The sequence below is a fragment of the uncultured Nostoc sp. genome (assembly GCF_964245575.1).
Lineage (GTDB): Bacteria > Cyanobacteriota > Cyanobacteriia > Cyanobacteriales > Nostocaceae > Nostoc.
Genome location: NZ_CAXTNP010000053.1, coordinates 1 through 22,080, shown reverse-complemented (window position 1 = coordinate 22,080; position 22,080 = coordinate 1). Strand labels below are relative to the sequence as shown.

20 protein-coding genes and 1 pseudogene are annotated in these 22,080 nt (G+C 40.2%); 12 read left to right on the top strand and 9 right to left on the bottom strand.

Features of this window, described 5'->3' with window-relative positions:
- Positions 1-347 precede the first annotated feature (347 nt).
- The gene (locus ACFFAP_RS11095) at positions 348-866 is read left to right on the top strand and encodes a transposase (RefSeq protein WP_375511266.1); all 519 of its coding nucleotides are present in this window, start codon (positions 348-350) and stop codon (positions 864-866) included.
- On the opposite strand, the gene ACFFAP_RS11090 is transcribed toward ACFFAP_RS11095, so the two are convergent.
- Together ACFFAP_RS11090 and ACFFAP_RS11085 are read right to left on the bottom strand one after the other, a co-directional pair.
- The gene (locus tag ACFFAP_RS11090) at positions 810-1,313 is read right to left on the bottom strand and encodes a hypothetical protein (protein WP_375511265.1); all 504 of its coding nucleotides are present in this window, start codon (positions 1,311-1,313) and stop codon (positions 810-812) included. The two genes, ACFFAP_RS11095 and ACFFAP_RS11090, sit on opposite strands and share 57 nt — an antisense overlap.
- Complete coding sequence (locus tag ACFFAP_RS11085; protein ID WP_375511264.1) at positions 1,314-1,820, bottom strand: hypothetical protein; 507 nt, start codon at positions 1,818-1,820, stop codon at positions 1,314-1,316.
- 186 nt (positions 1,821-2,006) lie between these two features.
- On the opposite strand from ACFFAP_RS11085, the gene ACFFAP_RS11080 reads away from it, so the two are divergent.
- Positions 2,007-2,528 carry a hypothetical protein gene (locus ACFFAP_RS11080; RefSeq protein WP_375511263.1) on the top strand — a complete coding sequence of 174 codons (522 nt, stop codon included), beginning with the start codon at positions 2,007-2,009 and terminating at the stop codon, positions 2,526-2,528.
- 70 nt (positions 2,529-2,598) lie between these two features.
- On the opposite strand, the gene ACFFAP_RS11075 is transcribed toward ACFFAP_RS11080, so the two are convergent.
- The gene (locus ACFFAP_RS11075) at positions 2,599-3,267 is read right to left on the bottom strand and encodes a DUF6875 domain-containing protein (RefSeq protein WP_375511262.1); all 669 of its coding nucleotides are present in this window, start codon (positions 3,265-3,267) and stop codon (positions 2,599-2,601) included.
- Positions 3,268-4,255: 988 nt separating this feature from the next.
- Complete coding sequence (locus ACFFAP_RS11070; RefSeq protein ID WP_375511261.1) at positions 4,256-5,902, bottom strand: alpha/beta hydrolase; 1,647 nt, start codon at positions 5,900-5,902, stop codon at positions 4,256-4,258.
- A gap of 618 nt (positions 5,903-6,520) precedes the next feature.
- Here ACFFAP_RS11070 and ACFFAP_RS11065 point away from each other — a divergent pair.
- On the top strand, positions 6,521-6,976 hold the full coding sequence (locus ACFFAP_RS11065) for a hypothetical protein (RefSeq protein ID WP_375511260.1): 456 nt from the start codon (positions 6,521-6,523) through the stop codon (positions 6,974-6,976).
- A gap of 37 nt (positions 6,977-7,013) precedes the next feature.
- On the opposite strand, the gene ACFFAP_RS11060 is transcribed toward ACFFAP_RS11065, so the two are convergent.
- The 3 genes and pseudogenes from ACFFAP_RS11060 to ACFFAP_RS11050 form a co-directional block, all read right to left on the bottom strand.
- Positions 7,014-8,066 carry a M28 family peptidase gene (locus ACFFAP_RS11060; protein ID WP_375511259.1) on the bottom strand — a complete coding sequence of 351 codons (1,053 nt, stop codon included), beginning with the start codon at positions 8,064-8,066 and terminating at the stop codon, positions 7,014-7,016.
- A 262-nt stretch (positions 8,067-8,328) separates the two neighbouring features.
- Positions 8,329-8,388 (bottom strand): annotated as a pseudogene (locus tag ACFFAP_RS11055) (hypothetical protein); the annotation flags it as partial.
- 128 nt (positions 8,389-8,516) lie between these two features.
- Positions 8,517-9,809 carry a hypothetical protein gene (locus tag ACFFAP_RS11050; protein WP_375511258.1) on the bottom strand — a complete coding sequence of 431 codons (1,293 nt, stop codon included), beginning with the start codon at positions 9,807-9,809 and terminating at the stop codon, positions 8,517-8,519.
- A 431-nt stretch (positions 9,810-10,240) separates the two neighbouring features.
- Here ACFFAP_RS11050 and ACFFAP_RS11045 point away from each other — a divergent pair, with 431 nt between their 5' ends.
- Complete coding sequence (locus ACFFAP_RS11045; protein WP_375511257.1) at positions 10,241-11,512, top strand: sulfite exporter TauE/SafE family protein; 1,272 nt, start codon at positions 10,241-10,243, stop codon at positions 11,510-11,512.
- On the top strand, positions 11,487-12,170 hold the full coding sequence (locus ACFFAP_RS11040; RefSeq protein ID WP_375511256.1) for a hypothetical protein: 684 nt from the start codon (positions 11,487-11,489) through the stop codon (positions 12,168-12,170). Before ACFFAP_RS11045 ends, ACFFAP_RS11040 begins: the two co-directional genes overlap by 26 nt.
- Positions 12,171-12,292: 122 nt before the next feature.
- Here the strand turns inward: ACFFAP_RS11040 and galE are convergent, their stop codons facing one another.
- The gene (gene galE / locus ACFFAP_RS11035; protein WP_375511255.1) at positions 12,293-13,291 is read right to left on the bottom strand and encodes a UDP-glucose 4-epimerase GalE; all 999 of its coding nucleotides are present in this window, start codon (positions 13,289-13,291) and stop codon (positions 12,293-12,295) included.
- A gap of 413 nt (positions 13,292-13,704) precedes the next feature.
- Between galE and ACFFAP_RS11030 the strand changes: the two genes are divergently transcribed.
- From ACFFAP_RS11030 to ACFFAP_RS11020, 3 genes are all read left to right on the top strand, one after another.
- Entirely contained in the window at positions 13,705-14,358 is a 654-nt protein-coding gene (locus ACFFAP_RS11030) for a hypothetical protein (RefSeq protein WP_375511254.1), read from the top strand.
- A 306-nt stretch (positions 14,359-14,664) separates the two neighbouring features.
- Positions 14,665-16,416, top strand: coding sequence for an ABC transporter ATP-binding protein (locus ACFFAP_RS11025; RefSeq protein WP_375511253.1), 1,752 nt, complete (start codon positions 14,665-14,667; stop codon positions 16,414-16,416).
- A 628-nt stretch (positions 16,417-17,044) separates the two neighbouring features.
- Positions 17,045-18,058, top strand: a complete 1,014-nt coding sequence (locus ACFFAP_RS11020) for an Npun_R2821/Npun_R2822 family protein (RefSeq protein ID WP_375511252.1) — start codon at positions 17,045-17,047, stop codon at positions 18,056-18,058.
- An 85-nt stretch (positions 18,059-18,143) separates the two neighbouring features.
- Here ACFFAP_RS11020 and ACFFAP_RS11015 read toward each other — a convergent pair whose 3' ends face one another.
- Complete coding sequence (locus ACFFAP_RS11015; RefSeq protein ID WP_375511274.1) at positions 18,144-18,434, bottom strand: endonuclease; 291 nt, start codon at positions 18,432-18,434, stop codon at positions 18,144-18,146.
- 312 nt (positions 18,435-18,746) lie between these two features.
- On the opposite strand from ACFFAP_RS11015, the gene ACFFAP_RS11010 reads away from it, so the two are divergent.
- The 4 genes from ACFFAP_RS11010 to ACFFAP_RS10995 all read left to right on the top strand — a co-directional run bounded on the left by ACFFAP_RS11010 (position 18,747) and on the right by ACFFAP_RS10995 (position 21,575).
- Positions 18,747-19,490, top strand: coding sequence for a hypothetical protein (locus tag ACFFAP_RS11010; RefSeq protein WP_375511251.1), 744 nt, complete (start codon positions 18,747-18,749; stop codon positions 19,488-19,490).
- A 196-nt stretch (positions 19,491-19,686) separates the two neighbouring features.
- A complete protein-coding gene (locus tag ACFFAP_RS11005) occupies positions 19,687-20,361 on the top strand; it encodes a HupE/UreJ family protein (protein ID WP_375511250.1) in 675 nt (224 codons plus the stop codon).
- A 191-nt stretch (positions 20,362-20,552) separates the two neighbouring features.
- On the top strand, positions 20,553-21,116 hold the full coding sequence (locus ACFFAP_RS11000; protein ID WP_375511249.1) for a hypothetical protein: 564 nt from the start codon (positions 20,553-20,555) through the stop codon (positions 21,114-21,116).
- Positions 21,117-21,188: 72 nt separating this feature from the next.
- Complete coding sequence (locus ACFFAP_RS10995; protein WP_375511248.1) at positions 21,189-21,575, top strand: DUF2358 domain-containing protein; 387 nt, start codon at positions 21,189-21,191, stop codon at positions 21,573-21,575.
- Positions 21,576-22,080 lie beyond the last annotated feature (505 nt).

Here is a 22,080-nt window from a genome sequence, read left to right as displayed (position 1 = left end):
CATAAATAAAGTACTTATGTTTTCATTATTTAAGTTTTTTAAATTTCCAATTAAAGGTATTTTTTTCTTGTAAATTAAAGTGTTTTGACGCTCTGAAATACTCCAATTCACCCACCTTGATACTGAAGCTATATCTTTTATTTCATCATTACTTTTTTATTACTGCTTTTGACCAGTCACAACATCAACGCCTGAAAAGCCTAACTTCTGACCATTCATCCGATAATTATGAACTTTTGTAAAAAGTTGCGGAATTCATAGACTTTTGATTCTGAGAAGTAAGCAGAGGTTCGCAAAGAAGCTAAACGAACTTCCAAAGAGTGCAAGTTCTACCAAGAGGAATCGTTATGGAAAATCCAGGTTTTTGCTTAACACCCTTTCAGCGCAGATACCTACTGAAAAGCTTAGAAACTGATTTACGTCCAGAATACCGCCGTCGCATTGAAATTATGCTGCTGTTCGATGCAGGTGAATCTCAGGCTCAAATCTGTGAAGCTTTGGGATGTTCTCAAGAGACAGCACGCTACTGGATTACGATCGCCCAAACAGGACAGGCTCACAAATGGAGCGATCGCTTGATGGGACGGCCTAAAACTGTAAATGAGCAATACCTCGCTCGCTTGAAAGAATTGGTAAGCCATAGTCCGCGTCTTGTTGGCTATTCATTTGAACACTGGACAGCACAATGGTTAAGCAAGCATTTGGCAAAAGAATTGGGAATTCAGGTTAGCAGTTGTCATATTAACCGTTTGCTCAAAGAGATGGGGCTTTCCACCCGACCAAAAGGCAACACAACCAAGCAAGAAACCTTACACCAAAAAGATTTGGGTGCGGCTCTTATAAAAAGACAGTACTCTTTGAAATAGTAAAAATTTAAGGCTTGCGAGAAAAGACTTTGAAGCAATGTATTCAGGTAAAGAGACGGCTTTTAAAATAAAAGTGTCCCAAGCCTTAGTACCCTCAGTGGTCTGAGTTGCATAACTAATATTTCGTCGCTGTACCATTGTCCTAGCAGCTAACTCAGCTGGATTATTATGCAACGGCAATTCAGAATGCTCTAAAACTCTTAGCAACTCTTTTATTTTTGCAGCAGTTAACCGTTTCCGTTCATCCAACTGTTGATAACCACTGTTGGTGTAAAAAAGCTGACAAAACTCAGACCGTAGTTTTTCTGCGGCTTGCTCACTGGGAAAATCTCTGTAAATTAGTAAGTCTCGGTAGTAATCCCAGAAATCATCCAGAAATTTATCAAGAGCTTCTTGATGAATTGCAACTACTGGACTTAACTTCTTGTAGTGTCGTCCTTCATGCACTTAGCACAAAGCGGTTTCATCAGTTAGTAACTTGAACTGGGGAGCATCATCACAAACAAGAGTTTGCACCACTGGCCAATTGGTTTGCTGATGATAAACAGCGATCGCTGCCGCATCCATTATACGAGTGCGTTGTTGAGAACCCACCTTAGCCAGACAATTATCAAGTAGGGTATTGAACTGTGTAGAATTCAACACAGTTTCTTGAGGCAAGAGTTTTAGAGAATTCTTCCATTTAGTTGGTAGTTGGAAGGTATCGAGCAGTGAGAAGGTGAGCGCATTGAGAATAAACTCAAGTTCTTGTCCGTTTTGCAATCCTTTAAGTATGCTCAGTCTGTCTTTGTTAGGAGTCGTGAAGTAGACTGTATATAAAGGATTGCACACTACATTGGTCATGTAGTTCACCCCACCAACACGAGCACTAGTTTGGTCAAAGTGCTGCCAAGGACTGCTAGCTAGACCTGATTCGTATATTTCACTACTTGTGTTTTTCCAAAAACAATCCATGCTGTAACTTATCAAGAGTTTTTACTGAAGCTTGAAGCATTTATTTTAGCATTTACACTGAAAAAAGCATTTTGATAATGCGTTAAATGTGATGCGTTAATTTAATTCAGTACTGATATTTTTATTTAGATTAAGTGGCGGTGGCGCTACGTGCCACCGCACACTTTGTCGTAAGCGATCGCACACTTGTTGAGTACGAAGCATCCAGAGGTAGATAACCCGCAACTTGGGTTATTAAAACGGGGATGCTTAACAAAAGTTCAAGAGATTGTCTTTTGTCAATCTTGGGCAGGACAGACGTACTCACAGATGGCTGTAGAGTCCGGTTACGATTCTGGTTACATCAAAGACATTGGCTCGGAATTATGGCGATCGCTCTTGATTGCCTTGGGGGAAAAAGTTACCAAAAATAATTTGCACGGAGTCCTGAAGCGAACCGCACAGCGACAAAAAGATACAAACGCCTCCTGTGGCAAAAAGATTCAACCCTTGACAAACTACACAAACTGGGGGGAAGCAATCGACGTTTCCCAGTTCTATGGACGTACTACTGAATTAGAAACCCTCATTACAATAACCCGATCAGATCGGCACCTACAACAGTCGGCTGGGATAGTTATAGTCAGATTCCTGTTCTTGAGACACAATTCTGTCTACAACCGTATTCGGAAACGTAGCGTTATCCCTGATGTATTCTGCATCAAATAAAATCGACGGGAATCCCGCCGATTTTATTTGACACGCATGAGCATTGCTGTGCCCCTACAGAGTGGTATATTTACCTGAGAATGGCTGTTTGTTCTTTCGCTAAAGCTAATGCTTGATGAGCATTTTTAAACTTTGTTTCATCTGTAAATTTATGACCAAAACACTTTAAATAAGCTTCCAGATATCGAATACGTAAGTATGGATCAGCCGGACTCTCAAGAAAGGGGAGGTCAGCTTCAACCATAAACCGGATAGCCAATAAGGGGATAGGGCTACGAAGTGGACGAAAGTTTGGGTTGTGCAGACCAGGGCTTTCATTACGTTTATGAAATTCTCCTATCATCAGTCCTGACTCAACAAACAAAGGTTTAAGTTTTTGTTGGACACTATCTACTAGTTTAGAAGCCTCTTCTATATGGATGTCAGGAAAGATAAGTAAAAAAGCTCTATTTATTGCTAATTCCTGCTCTTTAACTTCCATCTCAAGAAAGATATCTCGGTAGCGTCCAACAATTTCTTCTAATTGTTCTGGATACAAATCTTTTGTATGAATAACTGCCAAACGAATACTGTTTGACTTGAGAGAGTAAGGTACAAAAGGGCAAACTGCGCCAGGTCTTCCTAAGTTAGGATGAGGTCTTCCTAAAAAAGTTTTCACCCACTCCATAGTTTCAATCAAGTAAGGAAGGTCTTCATTTTGCTGGAGTTGTTCGATTTCAATAGTTGTATAAAGTTCCATGATCTTGAGTTAAATAAGGTAATTGTCTAATTCTGAATCCAAAATTAATTTGACAAAATGATATGTCTGAAACTACTTCTTATCTAAGGAGATAAAACAAGTGTTTAGCTTTCATATTTTGGATTTATCTGTGGCTTTAGCGGATATAAATGCTCTAACATTTTTGTTATTCTAAAGAAATTTACACCAAGAAATACACAAACATATTTCGCAGCTAGCAAGTTATGTTCATTTATCTGTCCTTTGGGCAAGACAGAAGGAAGAGGGCAGAAAGCAGAGGCAGAAAAAATTTTTAAGGTATGCCTTTTTGCCTTCTTCAAACGGGTTTAAGACCACCTCTAAATTGTAAATTTAGTGGTCTTCAATTAGAAGGACATTCAGGCCCCCTGTAATTGCCTTCAGCATAGCTGCCTTATTCAATTTGGGCATTTTAGGTAGAATACATATGTATTATTCAGAAGATGCTCCTACTTTTTTTTACACTCTTAAGCTTCTATTATTTTTAAGAAATATATTATAAAGGTTATGTGTAAATAGTTATATTTACTGTAAAATTTTAGTATAGATTTAATAGCAGCTACACATTTAATATCAAGTTGCTATAATTTAATCTAGCTAGATATTACAAATTAAGCCCAATTTTGTAAGCAGCATATTACTTAATACATAAAATCTAATGTATTATTATACAATAAGCTAGTACCGATTCAACAAGGACTTAGACATCTGCAAAATACATTTAGTAATTTATGGGCTAGTTGCGCCAAAAATCCGAACTTTAAGAATAAACGGAGCGGTGTCAGTGCTAAGTTTACCAAGCCAATTATCTATTAGAGGCAGCAGCCCCTAATAGCCATTCTCTTGCTTTGCATGGGAAGGAGAGAACAATGGAAATCGAGCTTTTTTCGACTTGTGTGTACACCGTAAGTATCCCTACTCTTAAAGCTTGCTACTCACAAAATTGGATATTTGTTTTATTGGAAGTCGCTTATTTCTCAACAAATTCTTTCACCATTGCCATAGCATCAGGAGGAATCTGCGTCATTAAGCGAAATGGAAATGCCGCAGTCGAAGCAAATTGGGCATAATCTGATGTCAGAAAAATAGCGTAGTTTTTAGCTTCTGGAGTCATCTGGAAAGCAAACGCTAAAGCTATAGCTTTAACGTACTTGCGAACATCTGCTGCTTGTTCACCCACAACTTCACCGCCACTAATTGGTGTATTTGGTTGTCCTATCTGATCTAAAGTCTTACTGGGGTCTTTTACACTCAGATGAGTACCGCCAACTATACCAACTAGCCATTTGGGGGATGGAATTTTGTCAAATCCCACAATCTGCTCAGTTAAAGCTGGGGTGGTTTTATCTGCGGAACCTGCTAACACTAGGGTAGGAACTTGCACCTTAGTTAAGCCAGTTTCGCCAAAAATTAGAGAAGTTGTCGGATTGAGAGCGATCGCCTGTTTGATTCTAGTATCCCGCAGTTGATACCTGTTTTCTGGTAGTTCTTGAGCAATACACTGCATACCTTCTGCCAGACTCAAGCTAGCCAAGTTCTTTTTGCAGCGTTGCTTGAGATGTTCCAGTTGTAACTCTGCTCCAGCAACTGCTAAAGCTGTACCACCACCAAAAGAATAGCCAACAACCATCGCATTCGTGGTTGCAAGTTTCCCAGCAAGCGCGTTATTAGCCGTTTGGTTGAGCTTTTCTAATTCATCGAGAACAAAGCTAATATCTTGAGGGCGATCTAAAAACTCCTGAGGCTTCATAATTCTGGTTTTACCTTGTAGTGCTAAGTTAGTATTTGCCTCATTACTACCGGGATGTTCTAAAGCTGCTACTACATAACCGTGGGATGCTAAATGTTCTGCCAGGTAACGCAAGTCCGTGCGGACTGACCCGAAGCCGTGAGAAAAAATAATTAGGGGTTTGTTGGCACTTGCAGCAGTTGACCAGTAAACATCAACTGGAATTTTACGGTCGCGCTTTTGGTCATTCAGGCTTAAGTTAAGTATTTTTACTTGAGCTATTCCTGGTTGGCTGGGATCAAAAGGAAAAGTAATCTGTGGTGTTTTGGGGTCGAGTTGAGGAGCGATGGTTAACATAAATTGCTGGGTACGCCAAAAAGCTGTATTCAAGCTTCCTGCAACTATAAAAGCCTGCGGCAAATTAATTTCTAGGCGTTTACTCGGATAAGCAGCGATAAAACTCAGTACAGAAAGACCCTGCGGTGCAGTAGAGCCTAATACCAATCCTGCTCTCAGTGCTTGTACCCCAGCTTTGTCCTTTCGGGCTAAGGCCGTAGCAAAGTCATTGAGAATAGTTGTACCAATCTGAGTATTAACTAACCTATCAACAGTAACAACATTCATCGGTACATTCATGCCCAGCGCCCCCAAGAAAAAGCGGCGTTGTTGTTCAGATAATTTTTTAGCATAAGGCTGCAAACTCCCAGGCAATTCCCCAGTTTTTGCAGCCTTTTGCAACTCAGTAAGGGAGATGGTTTCTGTAAATAAACCCAAACGTACAATAACTGTATCAGCCGCAATGGCTGGAGTATTTGTCCCGAACTGTGTAAGTGCAATAGCGCCAAAGAAACCCGCAACTGTCTTAAGACTTCCCCAACTTATTCTCATAAATATTTATACCAAATGTTGCTTACGGGAATATAACGGATATTTGTGTATTTGACTACCCCAATAATTACCTAGAAATCACAGCAGATTTTTGGCTGAACTTGATAGCGATGTCTACAACGGGCTATGACGCTCGATAGGGCAGCGTTAGCGTTAACAAAGCGGTAGCGAGTCATCAAGCGTCCGCAGGAGCGTCTGACTCTCTACCGCTTCGCTATCGGCGTCGTGCTGATCTCCTCAAAGCATCTACTGATGCGAATAGAATTACATCAAAAACATCACACAAGCAACAAATTGTAGAATTGATCACAGCTAAAAAAATTGAGCATAAATCAGTGTTCACAGCCACAAAAGCTTGATTGCTTCTCAGCTAGGTTTAATACTGTAAGGAAGGTCTAGAACAGGGTAAGCGATCGCATCTACAATCTGAACTTTTTATGGGCTAATATCTTGACTGCAATTTTTTTGACAGCAAAAGTTTAAACGCTCGCTTAATGTTCTGTTTTTGCCCTTTAGAACCTGTTGCAGAGGTGTTGTCGGGGGATAATCTTACTGCTTTAGTAGCTTATCATTATCCATCAAATTCTACCAGCCACATCAACAATTTTTCTTGGCTTTATGCATCGCAGACTCCGCTATATTTTGATTTTGCTACTCTCCCTGAGTATTATTATACTGTGGTGGCCTGTGAATAATTCTGATTGCAATTCCAAGGCTTTTCTTGCTGCAAAAACTACAAAGTTCCAAGTACATGCTACTAAGGTTATAGTTCAGCCGTGGCGTGGTCGTCACCATGTATATGGGATTTTTATGATTCCTGATAAATACAAAAAAGCTCCATTTTTTGTCTTAACAGTAAAAGGTGCTGGCAGTTACTGTTCAAAACAATTTGGTCAGATAAAAAACTATAATGATATCTTTGCTGAACCGGGAAATTATCTGGTGAGGAATTTCATTAGAACTCGAACAGCTCTGCGGCTGATTCTCCAAGGTTTGTACTTTCAAATCAATGATAAAAACAATTGGACATTGACTTTACCTGAACCAAAAACTAGTACCGCTACACCTAATTAGTCATTTCTTCTTTAATTACGAATTACGAATTATTCAGTCAGCTTGGTGGTTGAGTTTCCAAAACTTCGTTTTTCTCTAACAAGACAGTAGTAGCATTGACCACAATCTGTGCTGCTCCTGTGAAAAACGATCGCTCGATAGTTGCTGGAACATCGCTAGGTTGATGATAGTGCGGAGTGCGTAAATTTGCGGTATCTGTCACCAGCACAGCACCCACACCCTGATACCAAAATGGTGCATGGTCGCTGCGTAGAGTGTCTGGTGTCAGTAAACCTTTAAAAGGAATTGGTAGTTTTAGGACTGATGGCATTGATTTTTGTTTATTCAGAGCGGTTGAAGGGAGCATCTGTGGGTTTTGAAAGGCACTGAGCAAAGGCAAATGTTCTGTATCACCGACTACTGCCAAAAAGTCGCCTTTGTTGCTAATTGGAGTAACAGGTAATCCAGCAGGGTATTTTTGACACCCAGGAGTGTAACATGCATAACCTACCATATCCATAACGATCGCTCCGCTTAAGTTTTGTAAGCGTGCTGTCTTGCTAACAAAAGCCTGACTACCCAAAAGTCCTGCTTCCTCTTTGTCAAAAAAAGCTAGCTGTAACGTCCGTGGCGTGGAACGGGAACCAAGCAAACGCGCAACTTCCAGCACCACAGCTACACCACTAGCGTTATCATCAGCACCAGGGGATAAGGCAACAGTATCGTAATGCGCTCCCACGAGAATTGCTTTAGCTGCTTTGTTAGTTCCTACACGTTCGGCAAAAATATTCACACCCTCAGAGAACTTTTCCAATTTGGGCTTCCAGCCTAATTTTGTGAGTTCAGTTGTGATATAAGTGCGAGTAAGCGATCGCTCTGCTGTTGTGTAGCGCTGAAAATTCAACTTTTGGATATGGGCTAACAGCTTGTCAGCAGAGACTTGCGGCGCACTGTCAACCTCCTTTGACTCTGGCTGTGGTTGGGGTGTTTCCACTGGAGTGCGTTCAACAATTGCTGGTGAAGGACGCTGTTCAAAAAACGTGCTACCCCTACTACCCACCACGGCAACTGCCATCAGCACCAACAGCATCAGCCAAATCCATTTTATCATCTGATTTATCCTTGGCTTCCAGACTTAGGGTAGCGCAAATCCCCAGGTATCACTTTCCAGGATTGCTAGGAAGGGTTTAATATTTTGTTTCCCTAAATTCTTAGATAAACCTGCAAAGTTACTTTGCAATCAGCTTAATTGTCTATTTTAATACAATTTTATTTAATCCAATCTGCTATCGATTCTTAAGTCTGTCGAACAGTTGAAAGTCTTCTTATCATTAATACAACTTCTTTTTTTGGCACTTCTAAAGAATACCCATTCAATATAATAAAAGTACCATCGAAACGAAAGCTACCCTTTTGTTACCATCTATAAATGCATGATTTTTTACAAATGCAAAAGCATAAGCTGCGGCTAACTCAAAATGGCTTAATCGCCATAACTGTGATCCTCTTTAATTTTATGAACTTGTTACGCAATATTAAGTCGCACATCGCGTTACATTTCCTAATTATATTCAACTGTTGCTAATAGTTCTGGTATATTTTGATTAGCAAGCCAAATTAAAAAACCTCTGTCTACCACATTCAATCGTCTATTTGTCTGATCATAATCAATGATTATTGGTTTAATACCTTTTTTAACTTGAAGTGAAGATGTCGATTTTAAAGCTTGAGTTAAATTTCCCGGATTAAGGTTTTTTCCATGTGGATGACGCGATTGAAGTTCCTCACGTATTCGTGCATAAGTAAGTCCCTGCTGTAACTCCTTTAATCTTAGTGAAAGAATAGGGTAAAGAATCCATTTATACATCTCAACTTGTGTATCTTGAAATCCTTCAGAAAATTGATTTATAAAAGACATATATCGCCCATTTTGCTGATTAACAACAGATTTGATTAGATGATGCACATGCAAGCTACCACCAATGGTACGGAATTGGCTTTGGGTTTCTTTTACTTCTTCTTGATCACACGCTTGAGAACAAACTTCTTGAACTATATAAACACTCTCATATGATTCTTTTATAACAGTCGTTTTAAAATCTTCGGTAAAATTAATATTTAATAATTTAGCTCCCTCATCAATTACTTGCATTAATTCTCTATGAGTCCATTTGTCAGCATCTATAGCAATTACACGTCCAGTCAAGTCGCCATTATGTACAATTAACCTATTCTCTTCTAACCAAACACCTATAATTATGAAACAAAACTTAGATGCTTCATGAAATGCTTTTAATACAACTGCAAAGTCTCTTTGAATATCTATATCAAGATAATGAAAATCTTCTAAAACAATATATTTTTTAAATTTGATCGCATTCAAGCAAGCAATAATATCGTTTACATCGTCTGGATCAACATCAAAATTTTCTAATAAAGTCTCAGTAGTTTTTTGTTGTTCTGTGTCAGTTGAAATTGTTCCTCTACTTCCAGCAAGTCCGAAAAAATTTACTAATCCTTCAAAAGAAGCTGCAACCTTTTGCTTGCCAGAAGCAGTTTGTTTAACAGATTGAGTAGTTTGGTAACCTGCTTGTTTCAGAATAGCAAGATGTATATCTGTTAATTTCCAATGATTAAGACATTGAATATTAATATATTCATCAGATTTGAGGCAACTCTTTTTTAAAGATGTTTTTCCCTGCTTGGAGCTACCATATATAACAATGTGTCTACTTTTGTCTAAATTTTCAATAAGTTTTTGATCAACTTCTTGCCTCTTTATATAGTTAAAAGGGAGGTCACGACTTATACCATAAACATCATTTTTTTTATATACTTTATTGTTAAATAACATATCTTTTCTACTCGTGTTTAGTTAAAAATTATCTAGTTAAGAGAGGTTTTTGAATACTATTAAGATACTAATCGAAAGAATGGACAGACATTTTTAAGTAGATACTACTATATATAATAAAAATTATACAGATTTTAAAGTAGAGTAATCTACGGTATATACCCTTATACCTCAAGTTATTAATTTAAGATTTACGCGCGTTTAGGGAATTTTATAAGTGTTTACACGCAGGCTTTCTTTCCTATGAATAAACATCAAGTTTGACGGTTTGTCTTTTGACAGCGATCGCAACTTCACTTACATTGCCCCACTAGAGGAGTGCTGAGTACTGAGTACTGAGCAAAGAAGAAAAGAAAACAATTTCTTCTTAATTCTTCAAAATCTTTATTCTGGCACTCAGAACTCATGACTCAGAACTCAGGACTTTTTTTATGGTAGATTTGTTGCTGATCACAATCCTGGGGTTCCTGGGGAGTTTTGGACATTGCTTTGGGATGTGTGGCCCCCTAACAGTGGCGTTTTCCCTGTCTCATCAGCCGAAAATTCCCCAAACAGTCTCTTTGAAACGGACATCAACCTTAGAAAAGTCCGACACTTGGCAACAGCAATTAAAATTTCATATCCTGCTAAACCTGGGGCGGATGTTGAGCTATGCTCTAATCGGTGCTGGCATTGGGGCGCTGGGTTCGGTATTGCTGCAAGGTGGACAGCTAGCGGGTGTTGGCAGCGACTTCCGGCGCTGGATGGCAATTATAACTGGTGTAATGCTGATTTGGTTTGGCTTAGGACAAGTAAAACCCGATTTGCTGCCGCGCATTCCCGTGTTACACCCCTTATTACAAGGTAGTTTACACGATCGCCTCAGCACCGGAATGGTTAAGCTTTCCTTAAAAACCAAATGGTGGACGCCAATGCTTTTGGGGATGACTTGGGGTTTAATGCCTTGTGGTTTCCTTTATGCTGCCCAAATTAAAGCTGCTGAAACTGGCAATTTATGGATGGGTGGGGCAACTATGCTGGCTTTTGGCTTGGGAACTCTACCTACGATGCTAGGTGTAGGCGTCTCCACATCTTTAGTAAGTAAAGACAGGCGCAGTCAGTTGTTTCGATTAGGCGGTTGGGTGACACTCATCATTGGCGTGATTACCTTGTTGCGAACTGGTGACACAATGGTAGATTACACCGGACATGCCGCCTTAATTTGCTTAATCTTGGCGCTAATTGCGCGTCCTATTAGTGGCTTGTGGGCTTCACCACTGCGTTACCGCCGGGGCTTGGGAGTGGGATCTTTTGTGCTTTCTGTGGTTCACACCGCCCACATGATAGAACACTCATTGCAATGGAATTTTGCCGCCTTTTCTTTCCTGCCGCCAGAATTTCAGTGGGGTATGGCTGCGGGTGCTGTAGCATTGGTATTAATGTCCCCTGCCGCTTTAACGAGTTGGGAATCGTTGCAGAAATCTTTGGGCAAGCGTTGGCGACAGATTCATCTATTGGGTGTGCCAGCCTTGCTCTTGAGTGCCATTCATACTGTATTGATTGGTTCCCATTACCTGGGTTCCTTGGAATCAACTTGGGGAAATAAATTAGCAGTAGTACTGATGGTAATTGTTACCCTCAGTGTCTTGATGGTGCGATCGCGCTTTTTTTGGTCAAAGTTAGCCGTAGAAAAGTTTTATGTTCCCCCAACCAAATCACGGTAAATCATCCTTATTCTCAACGAGTCTAAAACAGAGGCGTTACCTGCTCAAAGGCATTTCCTGGCATCAAGGAACAATAAAGTATTTATTATTCCTGAGTTGCTTAGTTATATCAATAACTAATCTTTCTCCTGCATCTGCTCATAAGGTGGAAGTAGCTGGAGATGTCGGTGGCACCCTCCACATTGAACCAAATGATAATCCCCGTGCTGGAGAACCAAGTCAAGCCTGGTTTGCGCTTACCCGCAAAGGTGGAAGGGTGATTCCCCTGTCACAGTGTAATTGTCAGTTGGCTGTTTATGCCGAACCTTATGCCGCCGGTGAGCCACCCCTGTTAGAACCACAGTTACAATCTGTGGCAGTTGAGCGTTATCAAGGCATCCCAGGTGCGGAAGTTGTCTTTCCCAAGCCAGGTATTTATCAGTTGCAACTAAATGGTAAACCAGTTTCTGGAGCAAGATTCAAACCCTTTGAGTTCAAATTTGAAGTTACTGTGGCAGGTGGGTCTACACAGAATGCACAAAACCTGCGAGATGTCAATGGTAATTTAGGAGAGGGTGAATCTCAGCAATTACCAATTTGGGCGATCGCGCTTCCAATCCTCGGATTTATCGGCATCTTAGTTGTCGTACTGCGAAGTATGAAAGGGAGTGGGGAGTAGTTAGGAGTGAGGAGTTGAGAGTTATGAATTCAAGACTTAACAATTTTAGATTTTGGATTTTGGATTGAAGGAAAAATCTAAAATTTACTAACTCCCAACTCCTAACTCCTAACTCCTAACTTTTACTTGTGTCGCTTTTGATGCCACTGCCACGCATGAGAGACAATATCTTTGATGGATGGATACTGAGGTTGCCAGCCTAAAATTGTTCTGGCTTTCTCACTGGCGCCAATGAGAATTGGGGGATCACCAGGACGGCGATCGCGTTCTTCTACTGGTATGGAAATTCCTGTCACCTGTTCGGCAGCTTCAATGACTTCTCTGACAGAGAAACCGCTACCATTACCTAAATTAAAAACTTCGCTATCGTCGCCTTTCAATAAATATTCCAATCCTAAAATATGGGCATCTGCTAAGTCGTTAACATGAATATAATCACGAATACAAGTACCATCGGGCGTAGGGTAATCAGTGCCGAAAATTGAGATGGATTCTCGTTTGCCTAAAGCTGTCATCAGCACCAAGGGAATCAAATGGGTTTCTGGGTTGTGATCCTCGCCAAGTAACCCACTGGGATTAGCACCAGCAGCATTAAAATAGCGGAAACGCACTGATTTAAAACTGTAAGCAACATCAAAATCAGAGAGAATCCGCTCTACCATAAGCTTTGTAGCGCCATAGGGATTAATCGGATTTTGGGGATGATTTTCTGGAATGGGTAAGAATTCCGGTACACCGTAGGTGGCACAGGTAGAAGAAAAGACAAATTTCTTTACAGATGCTGTCAGCATCGCTTCTAACAGAGTCAAAGTACCAACAACGTTATTGCGGTAATATTTGGCAGGGTCAGTCACTGATTCTCCTACGTAGGCATAAGCAGAAAAGTGCATCACAGCAGCAATATCGTGGGTTTTAAATAGATGATCTAGCAAGGCGCGATCGCCTGTATCCCCTACTATCAGTTCTACTTGTAAAACCTTTTCTACCAAATCACGATGGCCATAAACCAGATTATCAAGTATGACAATGTTATAACCCGCTTGCTTCAAAGCCAGCACCGTATGAGAACCAATATATCCAGCTCCCCCCGTTACCAAAATAGTAGGCTTTCCAGGCGACATAGTTTTTCCTTTTGAGTGGATTATTTAATTAATTTAGTTTACCGGTACCGTATTACTCTTCTGGAAAAATATAAATAATAGACGCAGTGTCAAAAAATTGCACTAAAATCACTACGACGGTAGTCTTTGGGTGTGAGGTTTGAAGTATTTTAAGTCAAACAGTGCGATTACAATTTGACAATAAAATAAATCCATTTCCCGAAACCTCTAGGTTGACCCTTACGGGTGACGCTCCTAGCGTCGCTAAAGCTAAGAAGTCACTAGTTGTTTTATGCAGGGAAACGATGCACGACAGTTCCTCTTGGGGAGCCACTTCTTCTCTGAACAGCAGAGGTAGCGTGGAAATCCTAAGCAAAGCGGACTGTCTTAACACCACATTGGCTCACTGCACCAGAAAATTTGAGAGTTAATCTATGTTTCTATTGTTAAGCCGGGTACTGCTGTGGCTGCTGATTGGCACTATCGTATATTCTCTGTTCCAGCGATTTTATCCCTCTGGAAGTTTTGTAGGGCGATTGATCTTAGTCGTTATCTTGGTAATCATAGCCCTATCTTTTGTTAACCCCAATGAACCAGCTGTGGCGTCGTTGTCGAGGCTGCTGTCTTTTCCACTCAAGCCTCTAGGAGCCTCTGTTTTAATGATGATTTTTGCAGCTCAGAGAATCAAAGGAGGTGGGATAGACAAACCAGGAGGATACTTGGTCGGTTGGGCACTGACGATTTTGCTGTTGGCAAGTACACCAGCAGTCGCCTATTTCCTTTATAGGGCACCTCTAGCAATGGCAGGTGAAACCTATGTAGCAAGTGCTGCACCAACATCTGGGACACTGGTGGCATTAGGGCAACCAACCACCACAGCCAACATCTCAGATGTGACGGGCGATCGCATTCTTTCTTATAATTTAAGAGTGCCTCCCTATCTATTACAAGGAAGTCCTCAAGATATTCGCACACGCGGTTTACGACTTGAAGACTTTGTACCGAATGCGGAAACGTTGCAATTGACAACCAGAACTTGGGAAACTTATCTCTTTGAAATTTACAGGTTCTTGCGTGTTCAGCGGTAATAAAGTAAAAAAAGAAATACTAAAAAGACCGCAATGCCACGCTTTAGTAACGTTGCACTGAATTCGGAATTACGAATTTGCAAGGGTTTCATTAAACTGAAGACTGGGGATTGGGAAGATTTAAATAGGGATTCAGACCCAACTAAATCTTAAAAGGATTTGTTTCCCAGTCCCCAATACTTCGGCTTACCTCGGCTTTGCTCGGCACGAGTCGCTCAGTACAAGTCCCCAGTCCCCAATCCCCTACATAGCTGTCTTCTTGGACTAACAGTTAATCTAGGATGATAAAGTTGCAAAATTGCTTTAATGGCAAAATCTCGACGAATCGCTAAACTCAGTGCTTACCTACGTCCCCATTGGCGGGAGGCGTCTTTAGGCATTCTCGCTTTGTTGTCTGTCAATGCACTGGGCGTTTATATACCCTTGTTGATTCGTGCTGGTGTTGACAAACTCTCCACAACCTTCGTCTTGAACCAAATACTACATGACGTAGTAATCATTGTCTTACTCAGTTCGGCGATGTGGCTAATGCGGATGGCATCCCGTATTTGGCTATTTGGGGTGGGGCGGCAGGTGGAATTTGACCTGAAACAACGGATTTTTGAACACTTACTCAAGCTGGAGCCGGCTTATTTTGCTAGTAATACTGCTGGCGATTTGATTAATCGGGCTACCAGTGATGTGGACAATATCAAGCGGTTGTTGGGTTTTGCAATCTTGAGTTTGGCAAATACGGTGTTTGCCTACGCCCTGACACTGCCAGTAATGCTGGCGATTAGTGTGGATATTACACTAGCTTCTTTGGCAGTGTACCCTTTTATGCTCTTGTTAGTGAGTCTGTTTAGCGATCGCTTACGCAAACAACAAGCAGCAGTCCAAGAGCAACTCTCTGACATCAGCGAACTCATCCAAGAGGATATCAGTGGCATTGCCTTAATTAAAATCTATGCCCAAGAAGCAAACGAGCGTCGAGCCTTCGCCAAGAAAAATCAGCAGCTATTGACTGCTAACCTGGAACTGGCAAAACTCCGAAATACACTGTTTCCGCTAATTGGTGGGCTAGCTAATATCAGTTTACTGGTAATCTTCTGGCTAGGGACGGCGCGGATGTCTTCTGGTACCCTTAAGGTTGGCGACTTTTTAGTACTGTTAATTTATGTAGAGCGTCTAGTTTTCCCCACTGCCCTTTTAGGATTCACAATTACGGCCTACCAACGGGGTGAAGTTAGTATTGATCGCCTTGAATCTATTCTCTCTATCACACCGAAAATTCAAGACACAGCCGATGCCATACATCTACCAGTGGCTGAACTCAAAGGGGAAGTGACAGCTAAAAATCTTACCTATACTTACCCTGGTTCCACTACTCCAGCTCTAGAAAATGTTAACTTTACCATTGCTCCCGGAGAAACCGTGGCCATTGTTGGGGCAATTGGTTCGGGAAAAACCACTTTGGCCAATGCTTTGCCGCGCTTGTTGGATATTGAATCAGGACAATTGTTTTTAGATCGGGTGGATATTACTAAGATAGCGTTGGCAGATTTACGAGGTGCGATCGCCTACGTTCCTCAAGATAGTTTTCTATTTAGCACTACAATCAAAAATAATATTCGCTACGGTGACCCAATTAGCGAACAAGAACAGATAGAATCTGTCGCTCAACTTGCCCAAATTCAATCAGAAATTGACAATTTTCCCCAGCAATATGAAACTATTGTTGGTGAGCGCGGTATTACTCTTTCTGGCGGTCAACGACAACGTACTGCCTTAGCTAGGGCTATGCTGGTCAATGCTCCAGTGTTAATTTTGGATGATGCCCTCTCTAGCGTGGATAATCAAACAGCCACGCAAATCCTCAAAAATCTCTCTGGTGGTACTGTACGCAAAACAGTAATTTTCATTACGCATCAATTATCGGCGGCGGCGGCGGCTGACCGAATTTTTGTGATGGAAAAGGGAAAAATTGTCGAGACAGGCAATCACTTACAACTTTTGCAACAACAGGGTTTATATAGAACTTTGTGGAGCCAGCATCAAGTTGAGGAATTATTGCACTAGTACAACATTTAATATTAAAGACAATTCCTTATGCAGCCTGTATAATTTTTCATTACAATATCTGACAAATTACCTCTGATCAAAATTTTTTTAACGCGATTTTGTCAGATTTTATTTTTATTATCAATAAACCAATTTTATTGATAATAAACTGGGAAAATTCCCGTTGTTTTAGTGTTTTTACTGATGCTATCAGCTTGATAAAGTTTTTAAAGTAACATTAGTTGTTTGTTCTCACTTTTTCGCGTTGCTTCCATTTTAATCAATGCCCATCAAGTAATAATAATGATGAAATTAATTATGGAATTGGGCATTTTTAAGAAAATTTCCTAAGAAACGGAATTGATTGACTTGCCCAAAAGCGCTATCTATAAGGGTTAGGCGAGGAAAAACCTCTCAAATTCTTTGTATCATATCTTGCACCTAGCCTAAGCGATTAGAAAACGCGGCTATACAAACGAAGTCCGCCTACGCGAACTTAGGTCAAATCAAGGTTTTCAACCCGCCTGCGCGGGTTTTACCTGTGTAGCCGCGACTTCTAGTCGCCTGGTGCAAGATATAAGTTGCGCGGACAACGGCGCCAGAAGCGTCATAAATAAACTAAATGTAAAAATCAGGATATTATCTTATGGAATTTTTTGGTATTTATACACTTGCAAATGATGCCGTTTATGATCAGTTAGTAGCATTGTTGAATAGTATTGAGGTGAATGTTAGCCCAGATATTCCTGTTTGTATTATTCCCTATGATGAGAGATTAGACTTAGTTCAAAAAGAAGTAAAGTCTAGAAAAAACGTCAGCATTTTTGAGAATTGGGAGGCAATACAGTGCTGGGAAGACTTTGCTCACCAAGTTTGGGCAGTTCATCCAGGTATTAAAACTTCCAAAATCTCACGTACTTGGTGGTCATCAGGTCACTTACAAAGAAAAATGTGTGTTTTTTCAGGGCATTTTGATAGGTTTATATTTTGTGATGCTGACAGCCTTCTCATGAAGCCAGTTGATGATATTTTTGAAAAATTAAACGCATACGATTTTGTGTTTGATGACTGGATACACACTAAAGAACGCACAAAAGTACCATTAAATATTCCGCTTTTAGAAAAGTCTAAGATTGTTTCCGAAAAAGATATACGTCCTAGACTTCATTGCTCTGATTTTTTTGGTTCTAAATCAGGGTTATTTCAAAAAAAAGATTTAGATTTATATAAAAAATTATTAATTGAAGATAGAGAGGTTGAATGGCTAACTGCATGGTGGGATGATGCACATTTATATAATTATTTGACATGGAAATCAAATCTTGCTTTATTTAATTTTACCCTCAGTCCTAATGGTCAAGACAGAACAGGTAACTGTGCTAACTCAGACCCCTTTGTAAATATTGATAATGTCCTGTACAACCAAGATGAATTAAAACCAATTCATCGCATTCACTACATGAATTATTCTTATAGTGATTTTGCCCGTTTATGTCAAGGTGAAGATGTCAAAATTTGTTACAGAGATGAGTTTTTATACTATCGTTTTCTTAAGGAACCGCAGAAAAGGCCGCAACAGCTAAAACAGCCTAGTATTGTGACCAAAAGTAATCGATTAATTCAAAAAGCAGTGAAGAAACTTCAAATAGCTCTTGCTTAAATTTTGGAATTACTCCATTAAAGTTTTGACTTATAAGAATATTTTATTACATGAAGGAGCGCACAACTAGCTGTGCGCTCCTTCTTTAGGAATTACAGTATGCCCGTTCTGCTAATGTGACATCTAACACGAATGGATTGTCATTACCTTGAAACTTAGCGATCGCATGACTGCGTTCTATTTCAGTAATATCTGGGGGATCTTGCTGATTCCATTTACACAAAGTATCACACTGCTCCTGAAAGTAATTTAGGTCTACTCTCTCAGCCTGATCCCGATAAATAGTGTAAAAGTAGAAAATTGCCCTGGCAATATCTCCTTTTACTTTCTCTCTAGGCTCAAATTTAAAAGATGCTGATTCGCTAAACTTATCAATTGCATGGCAATTGGGCTAGAGAACTAACTGGCAATGGACTAATGCATACAAAGAAGTAACAATTTTAAAAGTTTCATTCTCTCTTCCAATGAAGGTATTTTCTAGATTAGTCTTCTTTTTAATAGAGTTCAATTAAGATAAGCTTTAACTTAGGTAAAGCTTGTACTTTATTCAACCTATACAAATTTATAAAAATCAGAACTATTTTCTGACAAAGCCTGTCCAATAAGAAGTTATGCAGCAAAAGTCTTAGTGATGATGATAAACACAAAGATAGTATATGTATCTTTATTCCTCTTTTTGATGATTGCCTTGTTTAGGATCATAGGGAAGCCGATTGAGGCAAATTCCTTTCAAGTAACTCAACAGCAGGCAATCAGAGTTTTATTTATTGGCAACAGCTATACCTATGTCAATGATCTTCCTTGGTTGACACAACAGTTGGCTGAGTCGGCAAAAGAAACTAGAATGCTCGAAACTGAAATGGTTGTAGTCGGTGGAGCTACCCTCAAAAGCCACTGGAAAAGTGGTGAAGCACTCAGGCTACTAAAAGCGAAACGATGGGATTATGTAGTACTCCAAGAGCAAAGTACCTTACCGATTACCAATCCCAAGGAAATGTACAAGTACGCCAGTCTGTTTGATGCCAAAATCAAGCGAGTGAATTCCCAAACAGTGTTCTACTTGACTTGGGCAAAGCAAAATCAACCAGAAACGCAACAGATATTGACCGATTCATACATGACAATTGCTAAAGAACTGAAAGCCAAAGTTGCACCTATTGGAATTGCTTGGCAAAAAGTTCAGGAAGCGAATCCAAAATTGAACCTTTATAGTCCGGATCAAAGCCACCCTAGTCCTCTTGGTTCATACGTAGCAGCATGTGTATTATACACAACTTTTTACGACAGAAGTCCAGTAGGATTGAGTCGTCGTATATACAGTAGCCAATTTAATAGCCCACAAGAGGGCAACAGACTTGAATTGGAAAGTTTAAGTGAAACAGATGCTGAAATGATTCAAAATTTGGTTGAATATATCGTTAGAAAGATATAAGGACAGACTTGTACGTGGTTTCAAAAAAGTTTGGATAAAGTATTTTAGTAGCGATCGCAGCCGATTATCAGGATTGCAATAACTGTAGCTTTACATAACTTGATGAAGCTAGTGTAATCTGGCGTGATTACCACGTTAGTTTTTTTGAGTATGTGGGTAGTATAAATTACCGAAAAAACTAATTTGGCAGATGCTAATGTTCAAAACTAAATTATCACAATCTCGTGCTTGGGGGGAATTTGACACCTTGAGCTTAATGCATCGCCATATTGGAGCGATCGCAGTTTTAATTTTAATTAGCTTACTGAGTTCATTAAGTGGAACACCAGCCGATCATACCATCTCTAACCCCTGGGAAGCCTTTCTCTGGGGACTGGCAGATCCAGTAATTGGCTTGGATTGTTTAGTTAATATTATTGCTATTGGCTTACTCTCATCTGTGTTTGTTCGTGGCGCTGCGATCGCTGGATATTTTGTCTTCGCAGCAGCCTTGGGGATTGTAATTCATTTATTTCAGCTAAATTTACCAGGCACAGAAATAGCCATCGCCATTTCTACCATCGTTTTTGGTACTATGCTGCTGATGCCAAATCAACCAAACTTTATAGTACTTGCTCTGGTGGGTGTCAGTGCTGGTTTATTTCAGGGTTACGCTGATGCTGAATCTATTATTGGGGCAGGAATGATGCCACTAATTGCCTATATACTAGGCATGACTTTCACTCTGTTTGCGGTTGCCATGAGTGCCAGAGAAATTGGTAGTGCGATGGGTATGGGAGAAATAAACCGAATTTTACCTTGGAAAATTAGTATTGCTGGTTTCGCTTTCTGTGCGATCGGCATTGTGTTTTTGAGCAATTCGATAATTTAAATCACATATTTAAATTCAGTGGAATACATTTATTTGTGGGGGCGTACACTTAGCTGTACGCCCCCACTGCGTGTTCAGGGTAACTGAAACTTTTTCACAACTAGAAGTTGTTTAGCAAGCAACATAGCGTTTTAGTGAATAAGCTGATGCACCTCTTTGCTAATCTAGAGGCTATATCTAAATAAAAGCTTATGACACCTGAAGAAATTGCGGGTACGCTAACAGAATTATTTGACACATCGGCTATTGCTGCGATCGCTCCTGGATCGTGGCAAGTAGACACTTCTACTTTTCGGCTGTTGGTGCTGCTTTCCGAAGATAATACTTGGTTGCGAGTCTTACTGCCTATTGTGCCTATCCAAGAAGCCCAACCGTTTTTAGAACAGTTTCTAGAAGCTAACTTTGATGACACTCAAGAAGCACGTTACGCTTTGTATGAACAGGTAATTTGGGGAGTGTTTCAACATAACAGTGGCACTTTAGTAAGTGCAGATTTGTCCAATGCAATCAATCGACTTGTATCTCTCCATCAGGCTAGATTAGATAATGTCTTTAATCAACTAACACAAAGCCGTATCCGGCAAATTATTCAAGCAGCAAAACAGCAAGGACAATCTCTGCAAACTACTATGCAAAGCTTGGAACGCTTTTATGCAGAAGGAGTGATGGGCGAAATGAATCAAACCCCAGAGGCGCGAGAAGAAGTTTTAGTTGCTTGGCGGCGTCAGTTAGAACGTTTATGGAATGAAAGTTGATTTCAATTTTTAATAAGGATTTATATCCGCGCCCCGTTTCCATATAACCAATTTACGATATATCTATTTATCATGGATATCATTGAAATCCTCAAAGAAGACTATCAAAGATTCCCAGTAAATCAAACTTACAGCATTTACGCTCCAGACGTTTATTTTCAAGACCCGTTGAATAAATTTCGTGGTGTTAAACGTTACAAACAGATGATTAATTTCATCGAGACTGTGTTTTTAGCTCCCAAAATGGATTTACATAACATTCAACGTTTAGGAGACACAATAAAAACTGAGTGGACACTCAGTTGGAATACTCCTCTCCCCTGGAAGCCACGGATTTCCATTCCTGGTTGGAGTGAATTAGGTCTTAACTCTGATGATTTGATTGTCTCCCATGTCGATTATTGGAATTGTTCACGCTTAGACGTGGTGAAGCAGCATTTTTTTACTGCAAAAATGTAAACAATCAAGGCTTGATTTAATTCCCTGTTTACAGCCTTTTTCAGGGAAATAGACCACGCGGTAGGGGCACAGCATTGCTCATTGGTGTTAACTTAAGCTCAAAAACGGTTCTAACCCACCCCTCAATCCCCTCCCCGATGCTTTGGCGAGGGGAGGTTTTGCGTCAGCAAAGTTGGGGTGGGGTAATGCGGCTCGTATACATTGAATTTTTATCGCCGACTTACTTAAAAAAGAGGGTTAGGGAAAATCAAGCCTTAACCCAAGCGTTAGTTCCCTTAAGCAGAAATACTCACTTTAACTTTAGTTTTTTCCATCCTGAAAGTGCGCCTCCCTCGCACATAGGCTGATGATGACAAGCCACTACGCATCTATGCACTTGCATCAGAAGCCATTATGATGAATATCGCAACATTCATCATCAACATCACGACATTCATCATCAACATCGTGACATTCATCATCAACATCACGACATTCATCATCAACATCGTGACATTCATCATCA